This window comes from Campylobacter sp. BCW_4323, assembly GCF_001763115.1.
In the GTDB taxonomy this organism is placed as follows: Bacteria; Campylobacterota; Campylobacteria; order Campylobacterales; family Campylobacteraceae; genus Campylobacter_D; species Campylobacter_D jejuni.
Map to the genome: position 1 here is coordinate 39,718 of NZ_MJYC01000027.1, position 16,264 is coordinate 55,981.

At 28.8% G+C, this 16,264-nt stretch carries 18 protein-coding genes, 1 tRNA gene and 1 pseudogene; 13 read left to right on the forward strand and 7 right to left on the reverse strand.

Translation table 11 applies throughout. The features are described 5' to 3' along the window. From AJN60_RS01280 to AJN60_RS01305, 6 genes are all read left to right on the forward strand, one after another. Complete coding sequence (locus AJN60_RS01280; protein ID WP_052949937.1) at window positions 1–699, forward strand: NYN domain-containing protein; 699 nt, start codon at window positions 1–3, stop codon at window positions 697–699. Then, complete coding sequence (locus AJN60_RS01285; protein ID WP_052949935.1) at window positions 683–2,053, forward strand: bifunctional ADP-dependent NAD(P)H-hydrate dehydratase/NAD(P)H-hydrate epimerase; 1,371 nt, start codon at window positions 683–685, stop codon at window positions 2,051–2,053. The genes AJN60_RS01280 and AJN60_RS01285 overlap by 17 nt, the downstream gene beginning before the upstream one ends. After that, window positions 2,044–2,610: a phosphoribosylglycinamide formyltransferase gene (gene purN, locus AJN60_RS01290; RefSeq protein WP_002870679.1), complete on the forward strand. Its 567-nt coding sequence runs from the start codon at window positions 2,044–2,046 to the stop codon at window positions 2,608–2,610. The genes AJN60_RS01285 and purN overlap by 10 nt, the downstream gene beginning before the upstream one ends. A gap of 73 nt (window positions 2,611–2,683) precedes the next feature. Further along, window positions 2,684–3,403: a TerC family protein gene (locus AJN60_RS01295; RefSeq protein ID WP_002851673.1), complete on the forward strand. Its 720-nt coding sequence runs from the start codon at window positions 2,684–2,686 to the stop codon at window positions 3,401–3,403. Next, a complete protein-coding gene (locus AJN60_RS01300; RefSeq protein WP_002857271.1) occupies window positions 3,396–3,605 on the forward strand; it encodes an alkylphosphonate utilization protein in 210 nt (69 codons plus the stop codon). Before AJN60_RS01295 ends, AJN60_RS01300 begins: the two co-directional genes overlap by 8 nt. 9 nt (window positions 3,606–3,614) lie before the next feature. Continuing rightward, on the forward strand, window positions 3,615–4,799 hold the full coding sequence (locus AJN60_RS01305; RefSeq protein WP_070282903.1) for a metallophosphoesterase: 1,185 nt from the start codon (window positions 3,615–3,617) through the stop codon (window positions 4,797–4,799). 12 nt (window positions 4,800–4,811) lie between these two features. On the opposite strand, the gene AJN60_RS01310 is transcribed toward AJN60_RS01305, so the two are convergent. Continuing rightward, window positions 4,812–6,170 (reverse strand): hemolysin family protein, encoded by a 1,359-nt coding sequence (locus AJN60_RS01310; protein ID WP_070285734.1) that lies wholly within the window; start codon window positions 6,168–6,170, stop codon window positions 4,812–4,814. A 100-nt stretch (window positions 6,171–6,270) separates the two neighbouring features. Then, the gene (locus AJN60_RS01315) at window positions 6,271–7,470 is read right to left on the reverse strand and encodes a putative transporter (protein ID WP_070285735.1); all 1,200 of its coding nucleotides are present in this window, start codon (window positions 7,468–7,470) and stop codon (window positions 6,271–6,273) included. A gap of 192 nt (window positions 7,471–7,662) precedes the next feature. Here AJN60_RS01315 and AJN60_RS01320 point away from each other — a divergent pair. The 5 genes and pseudogenes from AJN60_RS01320 to AJN60_RS01340 all read left to right on the forward strand — a co-directional run bounded on the left by AJN60_RS01320 (window position 7,663) and on the right by AJN60_RS01340 (window position 12,543). Further along, window positions 7,663–7,793, forward strand: a pseudogene (locus AJN60_RS01320) (hypothetical protein). Continuing rightward, window positions 7,790–8,794, forward strand: a complete 1,005-nt coding sequence (locus AJN60_RS01325) for a Fe(3+) ABC transporter substrate-binding protein (RefSeq protein WP_070285736.1) — start codon at window positions 7,790–7,792, stop codon at window positions 8,792–8,794. Before AJN60_RS01320 ends, AJN60_RS01325 begins: the two are co-directional and overlap by 4 nt. Next, window positions 8,794–10,410 carry an ABC transporter permease gene (locus AJN60_RS01330; protein ID WP_070285737.1) on the forward strand — a complete coding sequence of 539 codons (1,617 nt, stop codon included), beginning with the start codon at window positions 8,794–8,796 and terminating at the stop codon, window positions 10,408–10,410. The genes AJN60_RS01325 and AJN60_RS01330 overlap by 1 nt, the downstream gene beginning before the upstream one ends. After that, window positions 10,394–11,302, forward strand: coding sequence for an ABC transporter ATP-binding protein (locus AJN60_RS01335; RefSeq protein WP_072223564.1), 909 nt, complete (start codon window positions 10,394–10,396; stop codon window positions 11,300–11,302). Before AJN60_RS01330 ends, AJN60_RS01335 begins: the two co-directional genes overlap by 17 nt. Window positions 11,303–11,337: 35 nt before the next feature. After that, a complete protein-coding gene (locus tag AJN60_RS01340) occupies window positions 11,338–12,543 on the forward strand; it encodes a saccharopine dehydrogenase family protein (RefSeq protein ID WP_002881175.1) in 1,206 nt (401 codons plus the stop codon). Window positions 12,544–12,555: 12 nt separating this feature from the next. Here the strand turns inward: AJN60_RS01340 and AJN60_RS09910 are convergent, their stop codons facing one another. The 3 genes from AJN60_RS09910 to sodB form a co-directional block, all read right to left on the reverse strand. After that, a complete protein-coding gene (locus AJN60_RS09910; protein WP_002870694.1) occupies window positions 12,556–12,918 on the reverse strand; it encodes a hypothetical protein in 363 nt (120 codons plus the stop codon). A gap of 109 nt (window positions 12,919–13,027) precedes the next feature. Beyond that, entirely contained in the window at window positions 13,028–13,246 is a 219-nt protein-coding gene (locus AJN60_RS09915) for a hypothetical protein (protein WP_002857297.1), read from the reverse strand. 69 nt (window positions 13,247–13,315) lie between these two features. After that, window positions 13,316–13,978 carry a superoxide dismutase [Fe] gene (gene sodB / locus AJN60_RS01355; protein WP_002851662.1) on the reverse strand — a complete coding sequence of 221 codons (663 nt, stop codon included), beginning with the start codon at window positions 13,976–13,978 and terminating at the stop codon, window positions 13,316–13,318. 267 nt (window positions 13,979–14,245) lie between these two features. Between sodB and AJN60_RS01360 the strand changes: the two genes are divergently transcribed. Then, complete coding sequence (locus AJN60_RS01360; RefSeq protein WP_070239765.1) at window positions 14,246–14,428, forward strand: hypothetical protein; 183 nt, start codon at window positions 14,246–14,248, stop codon at window positions 14,426–14,428. A gap of 134 nt (window positions 14,429–14,562) precedes the next feature. On the opposite strand, the gene AJN60_RS01365 is transcribed toward AJN60_RS01360, so the two are convergent. Beyond that, a tRNA-Glu gene (locus AJN60_RS01365) sits at window positions 14,563–14,637 on the reverse strand. A gap of 147 nt (window positions 14,638–14,784) precedes the next feature. Here AJN60_RS01365 and AJN60_RS01370 point away from each other — a divergent pair. Next, the gene (locus AJN60_RS01370) at window positions 14,785–15,348 is read left to right on the forward strand and encodes a manganese efflux pump MntP (protein ID WP_002851996.1); all 564 of its coding nucleotides are present in this window, start codon (window positions 14,785–14,787) and stop codon (window positions 15,346–15,348) included. On the opposite strand, the gene miaA is transcribed toward AJN60_RS01370, so the two are convergent. After that, entirely contained in the window at window positions 15,334–16,203 is an 870-nt protein-coding gene (miaA, locus tag AJN60_RS01375) for a tRNA (adenosine(37)-N6)-dimethylallyltransferase MiaA (protein WP_002857499.1), read from the reverse strand. The genes AJN60_RS01370 and miaA overlap by 15 nt on opposite strands. Between the last annotated feature and the right edge of the window lie 61 nt (window positions 16,204–16,264).

A 16,264-nucleotide genomic window follows, 5' to 3' on the forward strand; every position in this document is an offset into this window, starting at 1 on the left:
ATGGAAAATAAAAGTATAGCTATCTTTATAGATGCAGAAAATATCCCTGCAAAATACGCTAAAAGTATTTTTGATATCGCTTCAGATTATGGAGAGGTTATCATTAAACGCATTTATGGAGATTGGACTCAAAAAAATATACAAGGTTGGAGAGAGCAAATTGCTGAATATTCTTTAATTGCTATGCAACAATTTAATTTTGCAGCCAACAAAAACTCAAGCGATATGTATTTAATCACTGAAATCATGTCCATATTTTATGAAAAAAACATAGATATTTTTGTTATTGTTTCAAGCGATAGCGATTATACTTCACTCATTCAAAAATTAAGAGAAAATAAAAAACAGGTTATAGGAATGGGGCTTGAAAAATCTATAAAATCCTATGTAAATGCCTTTAGTGAATTTTTTTATTTAGATAAAGATGAGAGTAAAAAAGAAGATATTTTAAGTAAGGATTATTTAAGAGCTTTAATCAATATCACCGAACAGCTCATCGATGAAAAGGGGCGTGCCGAATACGCACTAATACGCACTAATATGAACCGCAAATACTCGGATTTTCATCCGCAAAATTATGGTTTTAAGAATTTTCGTGCTTTGATCCAGAAATTTTTACCTAAAATGAAAAAATTTGAAGAAGAAAGAGAAAAAAATATATATTTTTTGGTGAAAAAAGATTATGAAAGCTATTATTGATAATATAAACATTTTAGAACAAAATGCTATAAATAAAGGCTTAGATGAGCTTATTTTAATGGAAAATGCGGGATTAAATTTAGCCAAACTAATTAAAAAAGAAGCTAAAAAAATCTGCATTCAACGCAAGATTAAAAAAGTAAAAATACTTTTTTTATTAGGCGGGGGTAACAACGCTTCAGATGGCTTAGTGGCTTTAAGAAATTTAAAACACGCTAAAGCTTATAAAGTAGGCTTTAAAGAAAATACGCTTTTTAAAAAACAAGAGCAAATTTTACAAAATTATGCTTTTAAATTTTGTAAAAAAGAACCCGATTTTAAAAAATTTCATATTATCATTGATTGTATTTTAGGCACAGGCTTAAATCGTTGCTTAGATGAAAAAACAAGTTTAATAATTCAAAAAGCTAATCAAAGCAAGGCTTTAAAAATAGCTTGTGATATGCCTACAAATTTGGGATTTTATCCTTGTTTTAAAGCTAATATTACACTTTGCATGGGAGCCTTAAAGGAAATTTTACTTGAAGATTTTGCTAAGGAATTTGTAGGAAGGATTAAAATAGCCAATTTAGGCATTAGCTCTAAGAAATTTTACCCTAATTCTCAAGCTTTTTTGCTTGAAAAAAAAGATTTAAAAACTATAGATAGAAAAATCAACGCTAATAAAGGAAATTTTGGCCATATTTATATAGTTGCCAATGCAAGCGCTGGAACTTTAGCAGGACTTGGAGCCTTAAATTTTGGAGCAGGTCTTGTTTCTTTAGTAGCACAAAAAAGCTTCTCGCCTCTTTTGATGTTAAAAGAAAAAATTGAAAATAATGCAAGTGCTATTGCTTTAGGTATGGGGCTTGAAAATTTGGATTTTCTAAAAGATGAAATTTTGCAAAACACTCCTTTGATCTTGGATGCAAACTGCTTTTTAAGTGAAGCTTTGCTTTGGTATTTAAACAGAAAAGATGTCGTTATAACCCCTCATCCAAAAGAATTTATAAGACTTTATAAAATATGCTTTGATGAGGATTTAAATATAGAAACATTGCAAAAAAATCGCTTTTTCTACGCTAGAAAATTTTCACAAAATTATGATTGTGTTCTTGTTTTAAAAGGAGCAAATCCTATTATTGTACAAAAAGAAAAATTATTTGTTGTAAATTTAGGAAATCAAGCCTTAGCTAAAGGTGGGAGTGGAGATGTTTTAAGTGGAATGATTGCTGCGCATTTAGGTTTTGGTTTTAGTGCTTTAGAAGCAGCAAAAAATGCTACTTTAGCCCATGGACTTGTTGCAAAGAAATATAAATTTAATAAAAATAGCTTTGATGCTTTAAAACTTATCAAAGGATTAAAATGCTTGTAAAATTAGCTGTACTTTTTAGTGGAAATGGAAGTAATTTAGAAAATATTTTAGAAAAACTTCATAAAAAAACTATAGGAGAAAATACCTATGAAGTAGTACTTTGCCTTTGCAATAAAAAAGATGCTTTTGGTATACAAAGGGCAAAAAAATTTGGTCTTGATACTGTGATTGTTGATCATAAGGCTTATAATACTCGTGAAGAATTTGATACGATTTTAGTACAAAAAATCAAAGAAAGTGGAGCAAATCTTACTGTATTAGCAGGTTTTATGAGAATTTTAAGTCCTGTTTTTACAAAAAATATTAAAGCGATCAACCTTCATCCTTCTTTATTGCCACTTTTTAAAGGAGCACATGCGATTAAAGAAAGCTATGAAAGTGATATGAAAGTGGCTGGCGTGAGTGTGCATTGGGTCAATGAAGAACTTGATGGTGGGATGATTATAGCTCAAAAAGCTTTTGAAAAAAGAAATTTGAGTTTTGAAGAATTTGAAGAAAAAATTCATAGCCTAGAACATGAAATTTTACCCTTAAGTGTGATTGAAATTTTTTCTTAAAGAATTAAAGGTATTTGCTCTAAAACTATAAAATATCGCTTTAAAAAAAATTTTAAAATTTTCAAGGAAATTTATGTTTGAATGGATATTTAGTATTGATGCTTGGATTACTTTAGCTACTTTAAGTGCTCTTGAAATTGTACTAGGGATAGATAATATCATTTTTTTAGCTATTTTAGTAAGTAAACTACCTCCTGAACATCGTGATAAAGGACGTATCTTAGGTTTAGCTTTTGCAATGATTACAAGAATTTTACTTCTTTTATCTCTTTTTTGGGTGATGAAACTTGTAACACCTTTGTTTAGTGTATTGGGCAATGAAATTTCAGGTAGAGATCTAGTTCTTTTACTAGGTGGGCTTTTCTTGATTGTAAAGTCTATTAAAGAAATTAAAGAGCAAATTTCTCATCAAGAAGAAAGCCAAAGTCATTTTAAAGCAAGCAATAAACTTTGGATAGTTGTAGCTGAAATTGCTGTGATTGATATAGTATTTTCACTTGATAGTGTTATTACCGCAGTAGGAATTGCTCAAGATGTAACCATCATGATTATCGCTGTTATTATCGCAGTAGCTGTGATGCTTTTTGCTTCTAAACCTATAGCAGATTTTGTTGAAAAATATCCAAGCATTAAAATTTTAGCCTTAGCTTTTTTGGTGCTAATAGGCGTAGTTTTAGTTGCTGAAAGTTTTGATATTCATATTGATAAGGCATATATTTATACTGCTATGGCTTTTGCTTTAGTGGTGCAAATTTTAAATATTTTAGATCAAAGAAAGGAAAAAAATGGCTAAAGATGCTAATGGAACAGAACTTAACGCAGGTGATAGCGTGAGTGTAATAAAAGATCTTAAGGTTAAAGGTGCAAGTACAACTTTAAAACGTGGAACTACTATAAAAAATATTAAGCTCACTTCTAAAGAAGGTGAAATTGAGGCTAGAGTAGATAAATTTGGCGTTATTGTTTTAAAAACTGAATTTTTAAAGAAAATCTAGGCAAAGAATGTGCGAATCTTACTTGTTTTAAGAGGGAATTATTACGCAGGACAAGAAGAATTTATCAAAAATAATAAACTTCAAAATTATACACTTGATTTAAATGCTTTGCGTCTTTTATCAGGAAGCGTTAAAAATATAGTCAGTGAATATAAAATTTTAAATGTTAAAAATGATGAAGATTTGAGTAAAATTTTACTCAAACTTCTAGAAATGCGTATGCAAAAAGGTGAGTTTTGCATCATAAACGCTTACAATGAAACATTAAAAATTTACAAAGACTTAGCTAAACAATATCGCTATAAAATGTATGTTATTGTTTTTGATAGCTCTTTAAAACAATGTCAAGAAAAAAATCTTTTAGAAGCTAAAAAAAATGAATATATCATCCCTTATGCTCTTTTGGAAAAAACTCAAGATTTACTCAAAAAAAATCCAAAAAAATACCCAATTTTAGACTCGAGCGACTGGAAAAAATGTCTTTACCAAATGCCAAATTTAAGCAAATACAAAAAAATTCATCATATAGGAGATTTGCAAGGTTGTTATAGTGTTTTAAAAGAATATATTAAAACAATCAAAGAAGATGAATTTTATATATTTTTGGGAGATTATATCAACAGAGGTATAGAAAATGGCAAAGTAATAAAATTTCTTTTAAAAATTTGCGAAAAAGAAAATGTATGCTTATTAGAAGGAAATCACGAAAGACATCTTATAAAATGGGCTAATGGAGAATTGTCAAATTCCAAAGAATTTAATGAAAATACTTTAAAGGATTTTAGAAAAGAAAAACTTACTCCAAGAGATGCTAGAAAACTCTATCCTCATCTAAAAGAATGTTTATACTACAAATTCCAAAATAAATTCATATTTTGTTCACATGGAGGAGTAAATTTTATACCCTCCAAACCTGAAAAAATAAGTTTTATACCAAGCCATGATTTTATTTATGGTGTAGGTGGATATGAAGACAGTCAAAAAGTGGCAAATCAATTTTGTAATTTCACCTCGGACAATCTTTATCAAATCTTTGGACACAGAAATAAAGAAAAACTTCCTATGAAAATAGCCAAAAGAGTATTTTTATGCGAGGGTAAAATAGATGATGGTGGATATTTACGCGTAGTTACACTAGATAAAAAAGGTTTTGAGTGTATAGAAATTAAAAACCAAATTTACAAAAAGAAATAAGCCTAAAGAGGCTTATTCTTCATCTTTATTTGTTTTTTTAACCACCTTAACACGCTCTATAGAATTCCCATCCATTTTTTTAACTTCATAGTAACAAAGTTCATCTTCAATACGATCTCCTACCATAGGCAAGCGTCCTAAAAGATTAAATACATATCCACCTATAGTAACCTGTTCTAAATCCTCATCATAGTTTATTACAAGCATTTCTTCAACAGTTTCTATATCGCATCGTCCTTGAAATTCATAGATATTTTCAGCAAGTTTTTTATAGCTGTCTTCTTCATGCTCGCTTTTAATTTCGCCAATAATTTCTTCCATGATATCTTCCATGGTTAAAATTCCGGCAGTTCCACCATACTCATCAACTACTAATGCAGTATGAGAGCGTTCTTTATTCATCATTACAAGTACTTTTGAAATGCTAATATTTTCAGGAACCAAAATCAAAGGTTTAACAAAAGTATCTAAATTTTGACTTTTATAGTTTAATTCATTTTGTATTATATCTCGTATGTGTATCATCCCTAAAATAGTATCTTTAGAACCATCAATATAAGGAAAGCGAGTATGTTTATATTCACAAATGATTTGCATATTTTCTTCGTAACTTTTTTGTTTATTTAGACAAATCATATCTTTTCTAGGAGTCATAATCTCTTTAGCAACAGTATCTGAAAAATCAACAGCATTGCGTATGATCTCTGTTTCAAATTCATCTAAAACTCCACCTTTTTGACTCTCACTTGCTATGATTTTAATTTCTTCTTCGCTATGAGTTAGCTCGCTTTCTTTAGCAGGTTTTATTCCAAAAAGTTTCAAACTTATAGCTGCTAAAAAATCGAAAATTTTAATACAAGGCAAAAAGAGTATCCAAAACCAATGAAGCGGTCTAGCTATAAATAAAACCGCTTTATCCGCAACTGCAATAGCTATACTTTTTGGCACAAGTTCTCCTAAAACCACATGTAAAAGAGTAATAATGCTAAAAGCAATAATAAAAGCTAAAGTATGGATAATAACAGTGCTAAAACCAAGATTAATAAGCGGAATTTCTAGCATTTTTGCAATAGCAGGCTCACCTATCCAACCAAGAGCTAGAGAACTTAAAGTGATTCCTAATTGACAAGCACTAAGATAAGTATCAAGTCTTGAAGTAACCTCCAAAGCTTTCTTGGCACCAGCTTTTTTTTCTTTTACCATCTCTTCAAGCTTGGAACGACGTACTTTAACAATACTAAATTCAGACAAAACAAAAAAACCATTTAAAAACACTAGAGCAAGTGCAACAACAACCATAAGTATAGAATATCCTGCATCAAAAGATGCTGTAGAAGTTTGGTTTAAATCCAAAACCTGACTGGGGTCCAATGAAGCTCCTTAAGAAATAAAATATTATTAAACCTTATTATACACAATTAAAAGTAAATTTAATATTTGAATTTTTTCTTGTATCTTATTAAGATAAAAGCTAAGACTTATAAGAAATATTTTTCTCAAATTCTTTTAAACGCTTATGTATACTTCTAAGTTGAGTGATAGTTGTCCAGTTTGTGATAAAAACACTAAAAGAGCTTCGCACTTGATCAAAAGCATTGTTAATCTGCATTACAATACCAAGTCCTATAGCTCCAGCAAAAAGCCCTGGTGCCATGATTAAAAATGGCACTATAACTATCATTTGCTCAAATAAAATGAGCCAAATATTAAAATATCCATAATGTAAAAAAAGTCTTTTATAGTTAAATTTAAGTCCTGTAAAAAGCTCTATCATAGTCTCATTTTTAGCGTATTCTTTGCGATTATCCTCAGCATAAACAAGCTCTTTTCTAAAAGCTGCTTCAGCTTTTTGATTATTGTATTCAAGTCCAGGAAGCTTAATACCTACAAACCATGACACAACCAAGCCTCCTAAAGAAATCAAAAGTGCAATATAAACAAGCAAACCATCAATGTTTTTTAAAAAATAAAAAGAAGAATTTTCACTTAAATTTGCAAATAAAGCTTTACTCACAACATCACTTAAACTCCATAAAATCGGAATAAATGCTACAAGGGTCATCAAAGCTTTTATAAAACTAAGTCCTAAACTCTCTACGATTTTAGAAAAATTATAAGTATCTTCTTGAATTCTTTGTGAACTTCCTTCTATATTATCATCTTTATTTTTCCAAAATTTTAAATAAGAAAAAGTCATAGCCTCACGCCACTTAAAAGCATATACACTAGCAAAATAAATATTAATCGTAGCGATTAAAACATAAGGAATAGCAATAGCTAAAAAAACTAAAATCAAAGCATAAAAATCATTTGCTGAATAATTTGGCTTTTCAATCATAGCCCTAGAGTTGAAAAAATATTCTAATAAATTTTGATAATAATACAATGCACCTTTATTGATAAAATTAGCTTTTTGGAAATTTTGTTCAGCTCTTTGATTAGCCTCTTGGATTAAAGTGGCATTATTTTCGAAATTAGTTTCTATTTTTTGTGTTGAATTTGAATCTAAAATTTCTATTTTAGGTTTTTGCAAGACATTATAAAAATCACTATACCATGAATTTATAGCAACATTAAGACTTGTTTGAATAAAAAGAAAAAACAAGAGTAAAAAAAGTCCTAAATAAGCCCATAAAGCCCATTTTTTACTTGCAAAAAATGAAGAAAACATGCTACCACCTTTTAAAAGAAAAATTTTAATCAACTTTATTTAATCAAGAGTTTATTAAAAATCATAAATTTATCAATATATGTGTCAAAAATAAACCTCTTTATTCTTTAAAGAAATATAAAAATATAAATATTACGTCATATTTACTTTTTAATATTAATATTTCTTATCAAAATATTTAAAAAGGAATTAATGTCTATGAAAAAAATAATTTTATTTTTACTATGCGTTGGCTTTGCTTTTGCTTGCTCTGAACATTCTCATACTGATTTTAAAGATCTTAATAAAACCAAGTATAATTCTCAATAAAGGATAAAATATGAAAAAAATCTTCTTTATGTTTTTAACGGCTTTTTCATTTTTAGGTGCTAGCGAGCTTAATATTTACTCAGCAAGACATTATGATGCTGATTTTGAAATCATAAAAAAATTCGAAGAAAAAACAGGCATTAAGGTCAATCATACTCAAGCTAAAGCTTCAGAACTTATTAAAAGGCTTTCTCTTGAAGGAAATAACTCTCCTGCTGATATTTTCATCACAGCTGATATTTCAAATCTTACAGAAGCTAAAAATTTAGGACTTTTATCTCCTGTTTCATCAAAATATTTAGAAGAATTTATACCTGCTCATTTAAGAGATAAGGATAAAGAATGGTTTGCGATCACAAAAAGAGCAAGAATTATTGCTTACAATAAAAACGCAAATATCGACATTAGCAAAATGAAAAATTATGAAGATTTAGCAAAAAGTGAATTTAAAGGAGAAATTGTCATGAGAAGTGCTACAGCTCCTTATAGCAAAACTCTTTTAGCATCTATTATAGCTAATGATGGAAGCAAAGAGGCTAAAGCATGGGCTAAAGGTGTACTTGAGAATCTTGCGACAAGCCCAAAGGGTGGGGATAGAGATCAAGCCAGACAAGTATTTACAGGCGAAGCTAAATTTGCAGTTATGAATACTTATTATATAGGGCTTTTAAAGAATTCTAAAAATCCAAAAGATGTAGAAGTGGGGAATTCTTTGGGTATTATTTTTCCTAATCAAGATAATAGAGGAACGCATATTAACATTAGCGGTATTGCCATGACAAAATCAAGTAAAAATCAAGATGCGGCTAAAAAATTTATGGAATTTATGTTAAGTCCTGAAATTCAAAAAATTCTTATCGATAGTAATTATGAATTTCCTATAAGAAATGATGTAGAATTAAGCCAAACGATAAAAGATTTTGGAACTTTCAAAGAAGATCAAATCCCTGTGAGCAAGATAGCAGAAAATATTAAAGAAGCTGTTAAAATTTACGATGAAGTCGGTTTTAGATAATGTATAAAACCTTAAAATACTATAAACTCGGGGCAATTTTACTTGCCCTTTTTCTTGCTTTACCTATTTTTGGTATTTTTGCTGAACTTTTTTATATTTTATTTCAAAATTTTAATACAAGCAATTTAACCCAATTTTCATCTATTAAAGAAAATTTGAGTCATTTTTTTGATTATTTATTTTTAAAATTCATCAAAGATACTTTTATAATTAGCGTGGGAGTATTGTGTTTAAGCTTGATTTTGGGTGTGAGTTCTGCTTATTTGATCGCAAATTATGATTTTTATTTCTGTAAAATTTTAGAAAAATTACTCATTTTACCCTTAGCCATACCTGCTTATATTTTAGCCTTTGTTTATGTGGGAATTATGGATTTTCAAGGATTTTTTCACGAAAATTTTGGCTTTAGGATAGATTTTTTCAATCATTACGGTGTTATTTTTGTTTTGGCTATTTCTTTATATCCTTATATTTATTTATTTGCTAAAACAGCTTTTAAAAGTGAAGCTAAAGAGGCTTATGAAGTAGCTAAAATCATGAAATATTCTGAATTTAGAATTTTTACACGCGTGGCACTTTTGAGCGCAAGACCTGCCATTTTTTCTGGAGCTTTATTGGTTTTAATGGAAACTTTAAGTGATTATGGTGCAAGTGCTTATTTGGGGGTGGATACTTTTTCGGCTGGAATTTTTAAACTCTGGTATGATTTGAATGATTCTTATTCTTCTAGTGTTTTATCGGGTATTTTAATGCTTTTTGTATTTTTGATTATGTATGTGGATTATTATTATAAAAATAAACATCATTATAGTTTTAATCAAAATTTAGCTCTTTTTATCAAAAAAAGAAAATTAAATCCTATTAAACAAATTCTATCCTGTATTTATTGTTTTATGATTGCTTTTGTAGGTTTTATTTTACCTTTTATTTGGCTAGTTTATTGGGGGTTAAAAGATCATAAACTTTTTGAATCGCAATTTTATATTATCAGTTTTCAAACTATAATCTTAGCTTTAGTCACTGCTTTAATTACCACTTTTTTAGCTTATTTTTTGATGTTTAGTTCTAGGATAGTTAAAAATCATTTTTTTAATTTATTTATTTTAAAAATAAGTTCTTTGGGTTATTCTATACCTGCTGCTGCTTTAGGGATTAGCATTATAGTGCTTTTTGTATTTTTGGATAAAATTTTTCATATGAGTTTATTGGGAAATTCTTTATTTGTTCTTGTTTTTGCTTATATAATTCGTTTTTTAGCGAGTGCAATTTATTCTTTAGAAGGAGGATATAATAAAATTCATCTAAATATTGATGAGGCAAGTTTAAATTTAAGAGCGAGTTATTTTATTTTATTTTTTAAAATTCACACACCTTTAATGAAACATTTTTTATTTTTAGCTTTTATTATTGTTTTTATTGATACAATTAAAGAACTTCCTTTAAGTAGAATTTTAGCACCTTTTGGCTTTGAAACTTTAAGTGTTAAAGCTTTCTGGTTTGCAAGTGATGAAAGAATTTATGATGCAGCTTTGCCTTCCTTATTTATCGTTTTTCTTTCTTTAATGGTTGTTGTTTGGATGGATAAAATCACAAGGAAAGATGATGTTAGAAATTAAAAATTTATCTAAAAATTTCGGAAAAATACAAGCTTTAGAAAATATCAATCTTCATGTCAAAGAAGGAGAATTTTTAAGCATTTTAGGGGGTAGTGGAAGTGGAAAAAGCACGCTTTTAAGGATTATTGCTAAGCTTGAACAAGCTAGTTCTTATGATTTGTTTTCTTGCAAAGGTGAAGTGGCTTTGATGTTTCAAAATTATGCTTTATTTCCTCATTTAAATGTTGAGAAAAACATACTTTTTGCACTTTACGATAAAAAAGATAAAAATCAAATTTTAAATCATTTGCTTAAAACTTTTGAAATTGAAGATTTAAGATATAAAAAAATCGATGAAATTTCAGGAGGGCAAGCGCAAAGAGTGGCTTTTGCTAGAGCTATAGCAAGAGGATGTAAGCTTTTGCTTTTAGATGAACCTTTTTCTAATTTGGATCAAAATTTAAAACAGGATTTAAGAAGAGAATTGAAAAAAATGATAGAAAATCAAGGCATTACGGCTATTATGGTAACTCATGATATTGAAGATGCTTATTGCATGTCTGATCAAATCGCTTTTTTAGAAAAAGGAAAAATCTTAGCTCATGCAAATCCTAAAGAGCTTTATTTTAAGCCTGATTTTAAAAGTGCGCAAATTTTACCTGATTTAAATATCATAGAAGAAAAACTTGATTTAGAAGATGAATTTTTTGCTTGGATAGCTTCAAAAAATTATATTTTTGGTTATGCAGAGCTTAAAATAGGAAATCGCTTTGAGGCTAAAATTTTACAAAAAGAATTTTTAGGGGCTTTTTATAGACTTAAGTTAAGATATAAAAATATAGAATTTTTTATGTTATTAAGTTCAAATTATAACTTAGAAGAAAAAATAAATTTTGATATTATCAATTTTTAGCTAAAATTCCTAAAAATCTTTTAAGGACAAATTTCATGAAAAATCTTTTAATCATAGGCGCAGGTGGGGTAAGTCGTGTGGCTACTGTAAAATGCGCAATGAATTCTGATACTTTTAGCAAAATCACTTTAGCTAGTAGAACAAAAAGCAAATGTGATGAGATCGCTGCTTTTATCAAAGAGCGTTTAGGGGTTCAAATTGAAACGGCGCAAATTGATGCTGATGATAGCAATGCGGTTGTAGAACTTATCAAGAAAACAGGAGCGCAAATTTTACTCAATGTTGCTTTGCCTTATCAAGATTTGAGTTTAATGGATGCTTGTATAAAAGCAGGGATTGATTATGTAGATACGGCAAATTATGAACATCCTGATTTAGCTAAATTTGAATACAAAGAGCAATGGGCGAGAAATGATGAGTTTAAACAAGCAGGAATTTTAGGACTTTTAGGAAGTGGATTTGATCCTGGTGTAACTAATGTTTTTTGTGCTTATGCACAGCAAAATTTATTTGATGAAATTTCTTATATTGATATTTTAGATTGCAATGCAGGTGATCATGGCTATGCTTTTGCGACCAATTTCAACCCTGAAATCAATCTACGTGAGGTTTCTGCTAAAGGGCGTTATTGGGAAAATGGCAAGTGGATAGAAACAGAGCCTATGGAAATAAAAATGGAGTGGGATTATCCAGAAGTAGGTGTGAAAGATAGCTATTTGCTTTATCATGAAGAACTTGAAAGCTTGGTAAAAAATATCAAAGGTTTAAAAAGAATACGCTTTTTTATGACTTTTGGACAAAGTTATTTAACTCATATGAAATGCCTTGAAAATGTTGGAATGCTAGGGATTAAACCTGTGATGCACCAAGGAAAAGAAATCATTCCTATAGAATTTTTAAAAACCTTACTTCCTGATCCTGCAAGTTTGGGACCACGCACTAAAGGTTATACCAATATAGGTTGTGTGATTCGTGGTAAAAAAGATGGAAAAGACAAGCAAGTTTATATTTATAATGTTTGCAATCATGAAGAATGTTATAAAGAAACTGGTGCACAAGCTGTGAGCTATACTACAGGTGTTCCTGCTATGATAGGTACAAAATTAATCGCTAAAGGGATTTGGCAAGGAAAAGGCGTGTTTAATATGGAAGAATTTGACGCTAAGCCTTTTATGGAAGAGCTGAATTCTCAAGGACTTCCTTGGAAGATTATCGAAATGACTCCAAGCTTAGGAGAGTAAGTGCTAGAGCACTTACTTTTGTCCTATATAAATAAAGTGCTCCACACTGCCTTCAAAATTATATAGATTAATTAATTCATAATCTCCCCAAAATAAAGGTTTAAAAGGTTTAAAATCTTCTTTTAATTCTTCTATGTCTTTAGTAAAGCGTATATATGAAGAACCGCTCAATCTACCACTTGGACATCCTTTTACTTCACGTAAGCCATTATCCATAAGTTCTCCTCTTTCATACATACTATAGCCTTTATCACTCATCATAGTTGCAAATATAATAGCTCCTTCATTGCACAGTTCATAAAATTCTTGCACAGCTTCTTTAAAAGCTTGTTTTGTAAGATAATATAAGCTTTGATTTGCAAATATAAAATCCATTTTTGTATTGAAGAGTTTTTTAAAGCTAGAATTAGGAGATATGATGTGAAAATTTTTAGAATCTAAGCAAGGATCTTTTTCCCAAACTTTTTTTAAACTAGGAACTATATCAATGCCATAAGGCTCTATACCCCCCCCCAGTTATATTTTTAAAATACTTAGAATGCACTCCATTTCCGCAACCAAAATCAAGTAATTTTCCACTTGTTTTGCTTAGTTTGTATTTTAAGATTCTCTCGTAAAATCTTATAACATGACCATCAGGATATTGAAGTCCATAACCTTCTTTGTCATATTTTTGAGTATATGCAGATAAAGAATTATCCATTTTTTGCTCCTTTTCGTATAGAATTTTGACATTAAGCCAAAATTCATTCTAACACAAAAAGGATTAAAATTATTTTACAGGGTGAAGTTCATTTGCATAAAAACTAACTGATCCCATACCTTCTTTTAAAGCCCATTCATAAGCTTTTGCAACAAATTCCCAATTGATATGAGCATAGAATTTCTCTAAATAAGCAGGGCGTGCATTACGATGATCTACATAATAAGCATGTTCCCAAACATCTACAACAAGTAAAGGAACTTTATCTTCAGTAATCGGTGTAGCTGCGTTTGAAGTGCCTACAAATTCTAGCTTTTGATTTTTAGTATTATAAACTAACCAAAACCATCCTGAACCAAAAACTCCTGTAGCACCTTTGATGAATTCAGCTTTGAAATTTTCTAAAGATCCAAATTCTTTTTCTAGTGCCGCTTGTAAATTAGCATCTATACTTTGACATGAACCACCACAACCACAGCCTGTACTTGGCTTAATGCAATCAAAATAAAAATCATGATTATAAACTTGAGCTGCGTTATTAAATACGCCCCCATTTGAAGTTTTGATAATACTTACAAGATCTTTACCTGCAAATTCAGTATCTTTGATAAGATTATTCAGATTTGTAACATAAGTATTGTGATGTTTTCCATGATGATAGCTAAAAGTTTCAGCACTCAAAAAATCACCAAAAGCATTGGTATCATAAGGTAATTTTCTTAATTCAAACATAATTTCTCCTTTATTTTTAGTTTGATATTGAAAATATTACCATAATAATATTAAAAAGAGTAAAAATATCTTAAAAGCTTAGTGGGTAAAATTTCTATTTATTTAATCTAAATAAAATAAGATATATTTATAATATATTTTAATAATAATTTAAATGTATATAAAAAATTATATTTTTTTGAAATATTTTTACAAAAAATATCTATTTGTTGGTTTTTAATAATTACAATTAATTTGCAACTAAAAATTATTCATAAGGAGGAAAATATGAAAAAAGTTGTACTAATCTCAGCATTACTAGGTGCTCTCGCAGCTAATGTTTTTGCAGCTAATACTCCAAGCGATGTGAATCAAACACATACAAAAGCTCATCATTCAAAAGCTAAAGCTGATAAAAAACATGAAGCTAAAACTCACAAAAAAACAAAAGAGCAAACACCAGCTCAATAATGCCCAGCCTTGATATAAGCCTATAATAGACTTATATCAAAAACTATTCGTATTCTACAAAATAAATTATTAATATTTATTAAATTTTAATAGAAAAATGAAAAAATAGTTATTTTAAAAGAAAAATTAAAAAGTGGTGACCCATACGAGACTCGAACTCGTGTTACCGCCGTGAAAGGGCGATGTCCTAACCGCTAGACGAATGGGCCACTTTTAAGGAGTAAAAAATAAAAATGAAATTGAATTATATATATTTATTTCTTAAAATTTAATTAAATATATCAAAATTATGTGATTTTTATCTTTGTTTGATTATAATTTCATCTTCAATTTTTTATAAAATTTTAGGATTTATTATGGATTTTTATAGTCTTATTTTTTTATCCTGTGCTTTAGGAATGGATGCTTTTGCTGTATCACTATGCAAAGGTTTTAGTGTTAAAAAACTACATTTAAAACATTATCTTATTGTTGGAATTTATTTTGGCGGATTTCAAGCCTTGATGCCAACTATTGGTTATTTTATAGGTATAACTTTTGCATCTTTTATTGCGAGTATTGATCATTGGATAGCTTTTATTTTACTTTCTTTAATAGGATTAAAAATGATCAAAGAGTCATTGGAAAATGAAAATTGCGATAGTAATGCCAATCAATTTGGCTTTAAAACCATGCTAGCTTTAGCAATTGCTACGAGTATCGATGCGCTAGCAGTTGGCGTAAGTTTTGCATTTTTAAATGTAAATTTATTATTAGCTATATTTTTAATAGGTATTATTACCTTCATTTTATGCATCATTGCTCTAAAAATAGGAAATAAATTTGGAATTTATCTTAAAAATAAAGCTGAACTTTTAGGCGGATTGGTTTTAATTATATTAGGAGTAAAAATTCTAATAGAACATTTATTTTTCGATTGAAAATTTCATTCTTAAAGTAGCTAAAGCTTTATCAAATTCCAAGGCTTTACTTTGAAATTTTTTATTAAAAGTTCTTTGTCTTTTGGCAAGTTGTGTAGTATGTATCGTGATTAAATTTTCAAGCTCTTTAAAGGAAATTTCTCCATCTAAATATTCTTTACACTCTTTCAAACCTATAGAATTTAATGCTTTAAGTTTATGATCAAATTTAGAAAAAAGAATTTTTGCTTCATCTAAAAGTCCATTATCAAGCATTTCTTTTGTTCTAGTTTTAATACGTTTTTTTAAAATTTCTTTATCCCACGCAAGCTCATAAATTTCTATATCTTTAAGCACCCCAGTTTTTTGTGTTCTTTTTAAAAATTCACTAGGAATTTCTCTTGTTTGTTCATAAATACCCAGCCATTTTTTTAATCTATAAGTATCATTTTTTTCTATTTTATAGTTTGGATCAATATTTAATAAAAGAGCATAAATTTCATCGTTATTTAAAGAACTCTTTGACTCTAAGGTTTTTTCACTTAAACCATCTATCATAGTTTTTAAATAAAATCCAGTTCCACCTACTATAATTAGAGGTAAATTTCTAGCTAAAGCAAATTCTTTTGCTTTTTGATATTCTCTTATGAATAACTCAACATTAAAATGTTCATTCACACTCAATAAATTTACCCCAAAGTATTTTATACTCGCAAGATCATCTTGTGAAGGCTTGGCACTTGCTATATTAATCTCTTTATAAACACAAAGACTATCAAGACTTAAAACAACAGCATCAAATTCTCTTGCTAAAGTATTGGCTATGTATGTTTTTCCACTCGCGGTTGTTCCTATTAATGCTATTTCAAAAAACATTTTAATATTTATCCTAAAATTTATAAAAATTTTAGTAAAATCATAGCAAAAAATATTTTAA